The sequence below is a fragment of the Tepidisphaeraceae bacterium genome, assembly GCA_035998445.1.
Taxonomy (GTDB): Bacteria; Planctomycetota; Phycisphaerae; order Tepidisphaerales; family Tepidisphaeraceae; genus DASYHQ01.
In genome coordinates this window covers 77,775-84,838 of record DASYHQ010000028.1, presented here as the reverse complement: position 1 = coordinate 84,838, position 7,064 = coordinate 77,775, and the positions used below count along the sequence as shown (strand labels likewise).

Sequence of the window (7,064 nt, the reverse complement as noted above, 5' to 3'; positions counted from 1 at the left end):
GCCGCCCGCACGATAGCATCCCGCCCACCGCAGCCCGCCACCGCCCGTAACCCCCCGCTTGACCACCAGTTGCCGCCTGCGCCTAATAGGCGACTGCCGCACGATGATCGGCGCGCGCCGGTCAGGTCAATCACTAGTTATATGCCTCGGCCCATGCCCACCGAACCAGTCTCGGCCATCCTATTTCTCGATGAGAACCTTCACTGCGTTCTCGCTGGCGGTGGTCACGCCTCGTACCAGCACATCTACCGAGAAGCGAGGTCCGTATACTGGGATCCCGCTAAGTCAAGCTTCACCTGCTCTCGATCGAGCACCGGGTTGTCGTTCTTGGAGTTGTTCCGCAACATCGTCCGTACTGCAAAGGAGTGCGGCATCACCTTGTCGTTCCCTTCGCCCCCCGCGTTCGATGGCTTGCCCGACGAAGCCGTTCAGCCGATACGTGCGGAGATCGGCATATAACCCGCCACTATGAAGGCCTCCTCGTCAAGCGGTGAATCCGGTCGCGGCGTCTCGTTCGCGGGCGGGTGAGGGTCAGACCACTATTCGGGCCGGATAAAGGGGTCGGGCCGGATAAAGGGGTCGGGAGTCTTAGATTCAGATAAACAATGACTCCCGACCCCTTATTTCCGCCCGACCCCTTATTTCCGCCGTTCGTCAAGCCGCCACACGTTAGTAGTATCGCAGAATCCTGGGCTGAACACGGACGGGTCGTCCGCCGCCAATGCGTCGATTGCAGTGGTCAACATCTCCCAGCGACTCGAATCAGCGCGAGTTTGATTCAATCGCTTCTGAAGTTCAGGGATTAGGTCGCGGCGGCGCATGAAGACGATGCCGAATAGCCCGTTGCTAAATACCCCATCGTTCCGATCGTCGAGAACGTGTACGTACGCGTCAATGGCCCCCGGTGCGGAGAGACCCATACTGGTTAGTATATTCGTGACTCGTACGCGCCCGAGTACAGTGAGAACCTTATCATTGATCAAGCGTCGAACTAGCAGTTCTGCCTCGTCGCGTGACGCCAATATATCTGCCGCGGTATCTCCAACGAGCTTCGATTTGCAATCTAGTACATCGGCAAGATCGCCTGAAGAGAGTTTGCTAAGATCCTCGAGGATCGCATCGCCATTCCAGTGGCCCAATCGTTTCACAAGCCCATCAATCTCATCCCTATCCATGTCCACTCCTTTACTCGCGCACGGCATTCCGAATGGGTCGAGCGTACTTCACTTCGCCTGCTTGTGAACCCAGTGCCTTTTCCATGGCGGTGACCTTTTTTCTCAGGCGGGGATAAAGGGGTCGGGGGATAAAGGGGGCGGGAGTCTTTGAAGTCCCGTAGTCCACTGGGGTCCGCTGGTAACTTCTGCGGACCGGTTCACTGGGCGATCATCGCCGTAACGCCGTGCGGACCGCGTCCCACCGAATGGGCATGGCGTTGTTGTGCAGCAGCGGTTCGAAGCCGAGGCGCAGGTAGATGGCGATGGCGGGCAGGCGGAAGTCGTCGGTGAGGAGGAAGAGGCGGCGGTAGCCGCGCGTGCGGAGCAGCGCGACGACGGCGGCGCAGGCGGCGCGGCCGAGGCCGCGGCCGGCGTGGGCGGGGTCGGCGGCGACCCAGCCTAGTTCGCCGCCGTTGGGGTGCAGGGCTGATGGGGAGTGGTTGGCTAAGGCGGTGGCGACCAGGGCGCGCGTCTCGAGGTGTTCGATGACCAGGTGGCCGCTGTCGAGCGCGTTGCGCGAGGTGGACAGCACGCGGTCGGGCGGCCAGTCGCCGAAGCCGGCCTTGTTCATGAGCGCGGCGTAGGCGGGCACGTCGCGGGCGGCGTCGAACGGGCGCAGCGCGTAGCCGGGCGGCACGTCGGCCGGGGGCGTGGCGGCGCGGTCGGGGAAGATCATGTTGAGCTGGCCGTCGCGGTGCACATAGTCGGCCGTCCACTGGCGCGAATCGGGCACGTCGACCCAGGCGCCGCCCTGCGCGGCCGACTGCTGCGAGGCGAGGCCGGGGAGGGTCATGTCCATGGCGGCGTCGATGCCGATGGGCGCGGGGCGCGTGCCACGGCAGGCGGCGAGGAAGTCCATCACCTCGAAGTAATCGCCGCCCCCGTGGCCCGCGGCCTTCGCCTGCTCGCTGGCGTGCTTCCAGTAGTCGGGCAGGAACTCGTCGGCCAGGTCGGCCAGCGGCGTCCACGCGTTGGCATCGGTCGATCGGGCGCGCAGCCAGACGCGGTCGGGCTCGCCGGGGGCGCGGGCGGACTCGTAGCAGCCGTCGGCGCCCTGAAGCTGGTAGTTCGTCATCGCGTGCGGGCGATCGGAGAGCAAATCGAGGCGCAGCTTGATCAGGCCGCCCTTGTCGGTGCGGCAGAGCGTGAGGTTGTTGGTTCCCTCGAACGGCTTGCCGGTCGAATCAATGTGCCGCTGGCCCGAGCCAGCGCAGGCGACCTGCGTCACGCGGTGGCCGGGCATCCACTGCAACACGGGCCCGAGCGAGTGCGTGCAGTAGGTGTTGCCCGGCAGGCCCAGCTGCCAGTGGCGGCGCCAAGGAGTAAAGGTCTCGTACTTACGGATCTCGTGGACGTACTCGGCCTCGGCGAAGTAGGTGTCGCCGAAGAGGCCGCGGGCGACCATCTCGCGCACGATGGCGTTGGTGCGAATGTACGTGTAGTTCTCGGCCATCATGTACGCGGCGCGACTGCGCCGGGCGGCGACCGTGAGGGCGCGGCATTCGTCGATGCTGACGCCGGCGGGCACCTCCGACAGCACGTGCAAACCGGCCGACAGCGCGCGGATCGACTGCGGCACGTGCAGCGGCATCGGCGTGGCGATGACGACGGCGTGCAAATCGGCGCGGTCGATCATCTCGTCGAAATCGACGTACGCCTCGCGGGCCCCAAGCGTCGCCTGCGCTTTGGGCAGCGCATCGGCCCGTGCGTCGCACACCGCATGCAGCACGGCCTCGCCCGACGCGTCCAACGCGGCCTTGAACGATGCGCCCCGCCCCGCTGCCCCGACGATGCCAATGCGCAGCTGTTCCATATCGTCATCCAGTAAAGCGAGCAGCGGCCGCGACCGGGCGCTGCCTAATGCGCGTCCGCGCCGCCGGCGCCTCGGTCAACAGTGATTTAGTCGAACGTGACGCGGTCATAGACGTCGGCAAGCTTGATCGACACGTCCGGCCCGGGAATGACGATTGATGCGTCCAGTCCCGTGGCGACGGTCGGCGTCCAGGCGTCGCCGTCGCGGGCGAAGACCTCGATCTTCGCTTCCGTCTGCCAGACGATCACGTGGGCCGTCAGCGAGTCGATCTGGCGATACTGTTCGGCCTTAAGGCCACGGTCGTATCGCTCGGTGGAGGGCGAGAGTACCTCGAAGACGACGGTCGGATTAACCGCCGTGGTCTGTCCGGTGTCTTCGGGGTCGAAGTCCAGCGGCTGGCAGTAGATGCTGACGTCAGGATAGGTGCGCAAGCCGGTCTTGAGGATCGCGACGCGCAGGTTGGATTCGTAGGCTTCGCACGTCTTGCCACGCAGCTGCATGCCCACTGCAACGCTCAGGTTGAAGGTGATCTTGCTGTGCCGGGCCGTGCCCCCGGACATGTCGAAGATCTCCCCGTCATAGAAGTCGCTCTTGTACGCGGCGTCGCGCTCGAGCTTGTAATACTCTTCTGGCGTGAAGCGGCGTTGTTTGAGCTGGGGTAGCGCCATGACCGTTCAACTTAGTCCCACAGAGCGGGCAGAGCAACAGAATCCTACCGCTAATGCGCGTCCTCGCCGCCGGCACCTTCGATGGTGCCAACCTCGATCTTCAGGTCTTCGCGGTTCTGGATCTTGTCGACGCGGCCGTCGCGGATCCAGATGATGCGGTCGGAGACGGCCAGCATCTTGTGGTCGTGCGTGGCACTGATGATCGTGACGCCCTTTTCCTTATTCAGGTCGCGCAGCAGCTTAATGATGAGCGTGCCGGTGTTCAAATCGAGGTTACCGGTCGGTTCGTCGGCGAGGATGATCGCGGGGTCGTTGGCGAACGCGCGGGCGATGGCGACGCGCTGCTGCTGGCCGCCGGACATCTCGCCGGGCTTGTTGAACAAACGGTGGCCCAGTTCGACGCGCTTGAGGATCTCCGCGGCGCGGTCCTGCGCTTCAGAGGTGTTCATGCCTGCGAAGACCATGGGCAGCATGACGTTCTCCAGCGCGGTCTGCACGGTCAGCAGGTTGAAGGTCTGGAAGATGTAGCCGATCTTGTGGCAGCGCATCCAGGCGAGCTCGTAGCTGTCGAGCTGCGCGATGTCGACCTCGTCGATGTAGACCTTGCCGCTGGAGGGCTTGTCGAGGCCGCCGATCATGTTGAAGAACGTGGACTTGCCGCTGCCGGAGGGGCCCATGATGGAGATGTACTCGCCGCGCTCGATGCTGACGGTGACGCCCTTGAGCGCGTGGACCTCTTCGGTGCCCATCTTGTAGACGCGTTTGACGTCGATCGACCGCACGGTGTGCTCCGACAACGCGTTGGCCGCGGCTGGCGCGGGGACGGGATTGGTGTCTGCGGTGCTCATGGGTACTCCAGTGTTTCTTGTCTTATCTCAAGTTGGTGAAACATGAAGACATGAAACATGAAGAAGGCAACATCGCGGCTTCATGTCTTCATACTTCATGTCTTCAATCCTCTACACGTCGGACCGCATCGCCTCGATCGGCTGCATGCGGGCGGCCTGCCAGGCGGGGTACAGCGCCCCCGCCACCGTCAGGCCTATGCCAACGGCGGTGCAGACGGCGATGCCGATCATCAGTTCGTTCCACTGCATGTTCTTCCACGCGAAGCCGCCGTAGGTGCTCCAGACCGAAACGAGGCTGAGCAGCAGCCCACCGATCACGCCGATGATCGTGCCGACGAGGCCTTGGAACAAACTTTCAATCAGGAACAGTTTGATGATGAAGCTGTCGAGGGCGCCCAGGCACTTCATCGTGCCGATCTCGCGGAAGCGTTCGGTCACGCTCATCAACATGGCGTTCAGGATGCCGGCGAACGCGACCATCAGTGCCAGGCCGATCAGCCAGCGCGTCTGAATCTTACTGTTGGCGATCTCGGCCGGCGTGGTGGGCACGCCGGCACCTTTCAGCATGGCTTCGAGTTGCTGGGGGCCGGTGATTTCGGCGCGAACGGCCTGCAGATCGCGGCCGGTCGCTATCCATTGCTTCATCGTGTCGACCAACTTCGGGTCGTGGTCGAACGCCACCTTCAGTTCCTGCGCCCCGGCGGGCAGCGGGGAACCGACCTCCTTGGCGATGTCGGGGAGTTCGCCGCCAAACACCTCAACCGAGTTGAAGTTGCTGGTAACGGCCTCACCGGGCACGGTTGCGGTGGCGGCGGCGGGGTCGCGGGCGACCGCGGCGATAAGGGCGGCGGTGAGCGGTTCACGGCTGGCATCGATCTGCGCTCGCCGCGCCCGCAACGATTCGAACTCGGCCGACGTGGGGGCGGCTTCGATCCAGCCGCGCATGCCCTTGATCATCGCTTCACCGGCGAGGATCGACATCAGGAACGCCAGCGCCAGCACGATGCCGCTGGTCACCAGCAGGCTGCGCGACAGGCGCAGGCGGATGCTCTTGTAGGCGATTTCGATCGCCTTGGAGAACGGCAGCGACCGTTGTCGCTGCACTTGGCCGGAAGCTTTCGCCGTCATCGTCATCGTTACACCACACGTTCAGCCCGCTGGGCCACGCGCCGTGATGCGCGGGGCCCGCTCGGGCGTTTACTGTTTTTCCGTCGTCAGGCCGATCAGGTTCTTCTTCATCAGCGTCTGCAGGAACGCGAAGGTGGAGACCTCCGCCTCGCGCGGGCTGACGCCATACTGCTTCGCCACGGTTTCCACGAGCCGCTTGACCGGCGTCTTACCGTCGCAGCCGTTCCAGACGAGCAGGCCGATCTCGTCGAGTTCGAACGTCTTGGTCGCGCCGCTGGGCAGCTTGAAGAACATGCCCGACCACTTGGACTGCTGCAGCGGCACCTTCAGTTTAGCGCCGCCCTTCCCGTCGGGTTGCACGTCGGCCTCCACCAGGCGCAGCGGTTTGACCGACAGCGCCTCTTCGCGCGTCGGCGTCTTCTGCTTGGGCTTGCTGCGGAACGGCATCATGGGCCGCCGTCCTTGCCAACGGCGGCGGCGTTGAGTTGGCCGATGCCGTTAATCGCCTGTTGCGCGAGATCGTCATCGGGAGCGCGCACGATCGTCAGCCGGTCGCTGGCCGTGTCATGCATACAGTAGGAGACGAACCCGCGCGGGATCCAACGCGCCAGCACCAGCCGCCGGCGGCGCGTGTAGCGCTGCATCACACCTGCCATGCCCGCGACAGTGACCGTCTCCGGTTCGTCGACGGGCCGATAGCGCTTGGGCTCGCGGTTGGCGGTAACCCACGCCGACAACGGCCGCCGGGCGAGCGCCACGCGGGCGGCGGCCATCTGGCGCACCAGCAGTTCACCTGCGGGCGTGGCGAACGACAGGGCTAGGTCGCCCACGTTCAGCCGTTGGGCGTTGAGTTTCATCGGCCGCGGCAGCGTCACGTTCAACCAGAACGCAGCCCACAGCGTGGCGCCGCCTGCTTCGCCGGTGTCGCGAACGTGGGGCACGAGCGTGTCGCGCAACACGTTGTCGCGCCGAACGGCCTGGTAAACGATTTGCACCAACCGCCCGGTGGCGGCGCTGTAGGCGATCCAGACGTCGCGCCCCGGCGGGTCGGGCTCGATGTACAGCCGGGCCGCCGACCAATGCTCGTTGTTGGATGCAGTCGCCTCGGCGGCGGCGAGCACGCCGACCTCGTTTATCATCGCCGCGGCGACCAGTTTGTGCGGATCGCCGTTCTTGCGCGCCTGCTGCCAGCGAATGCCGATGCGCTCGCGGTCCAGGTCGGCCATCGCCACAAAGCCGCGGTCGAAGTCACCCTCGATCTTAATCGGTGACCAGTCGGTCGGTACGCGCACGTGCCACCCCTGCCACGCCAGCAGCCCGTCACGCTGATGGTCAAGGCGATTATTGTCGAGGATGGGCGAGGACACGGTCGTCACTTTAACTCGTTTGCAAA

The 7,064-nt window shown here is 64.6% G+C and carries 7 protein-coding genes; all 7 read right to left on the bottom strand.

All coding sequences use genetic code 11. From position 1 onward, the window contains the following. Window positions 1-638: 638 nt before the first annotated feature. Window positions 639-1,175: a hypothetical protein gene (locus VGN72_12255; GenBank protein ID HEV7300132.1), complete on the bottom strand. Its 537-nt coding sequence runs from the start codon at window positions 1,173-1,175 to the stop codon at window positions 639-641. Between the two features lie 208 nt (window positions 1,176-1,383). Beyond that, window positions 1,384-3,027, bottom strand: coding sequence for a GNAT family N-acetyltransferase (locus tag VGN72_12250; GenBank protein HEV7300131.1), 1,644 nt, complete (start codon window positions 3,025-3,027; stop codon window positions 1,384-1,386). Between the two features lie 86 nt (window positions 3,028-3,113). After that, entirely contained in the window at window positions 3,114-3,695 is a 582-nt protein-coding gene (locus VGN72_12245) for a Uma2 family endonuclease (protein HEV7300130.1), read from the bottom strand. A 50-nt stretch (window positions 3,696-3,745) separates the two neighbouring features. Further along, the gene (locus VGN72_12240; GenBank protein ID HEV7300129.1) at window positions 3,746-4,543 is read right to left on the bottom strand and encodes an ABC transporter ATP-binding protein; all 798 of its coding nucleotides are present in this window, start codon (window positions 4,541-4,543) and stop codon (window positions 3,746-3,748) included. A gap of 111 nt (window positions 4,544-4,654) precedes the next feature. Then, window positions 4,655-5,671 carry an FtsX-like permease family protein gene (locus tag VGN72_12235; protein ID HEV7300128.1) on the bottom strand — a complete coding sequence of 339 codons (1,017 nt, stop codon included), beginning with the start codon at window positions 5,669-5,671 and terminating at the stop codon, window positions 4,655-4,657. Between the two features lie 69 nt (window positions 5,672-5,740). Next, entirely contained in the window at window positions 5,741-6,121 is a 381-nt protein-coding gene (locus VGN72_12230) for a PqqD family protein (protein HEV7300127.1), read from the bottom strand. Beyond that, the gene (locus tag VGN72_12225) at window positions 6,118-7,047 is read right to left on the bottom strand and encodes a hypothetical protein (GenBank protein ID HEV7300126.1); all 930 of its coding nucleotides are present in this window, start codon (window positions 7,045-7,047) and stop codon (window positions 6,118-6,120) included. Before VGN72_12225 ends, VGN72_12230 begins: the two co-directional genes overlap by 4 nt. Window positions 7,048-7,064 lie beyond the last annotated feature (17 nt).

Bases quoted from the DNA above. Each gene is read 5' to 3' on its own strand.
- VGN72_12245 (HEV7300130.1), bottom strand. From the start codon at position 3,695: ATGGCGCTACCCCAGCTCAAACAACGCCGCTTCACGCCAGAAGAGTAT.
- VGN72_12250 (HEV7300131.1), bottom strand. From the start codon at position 3,027: ATGGAACAGCTGCGCATTGGCATCGTCGGGGCAGCGGGGCGGGGCGCA.
- VGN72_12255 (HEV7300132.1), bottom strand. From the start codon at position 1,175: ATGGATAGGGATGAGATTGATGGGCTTGTGAAACGATTGGGCCACTGG.
- VGN72_12230 (HEV7300127.1), bottom strand. From the start codon at position 6,121: ATGATGCCGTTCCGCAGCAAGCCCAAGCAGAAGACGCCGACGCGCGAA.
- VGN72_12240 (HEV7300129.1), bottom strand. From the start codon at position 4,543: ATGAGCACCGCAGACACCAATCCCGTCCCCGCGCCAGCCGCGGCCAAC.
- VGN72_12235 (HEV7300128.1), bottom strand. From the start codon at position 5,671: ATGACGGCGAAAGCTTCCGGCCAAGTGCAGCGACAACGGTCGCTGCCG.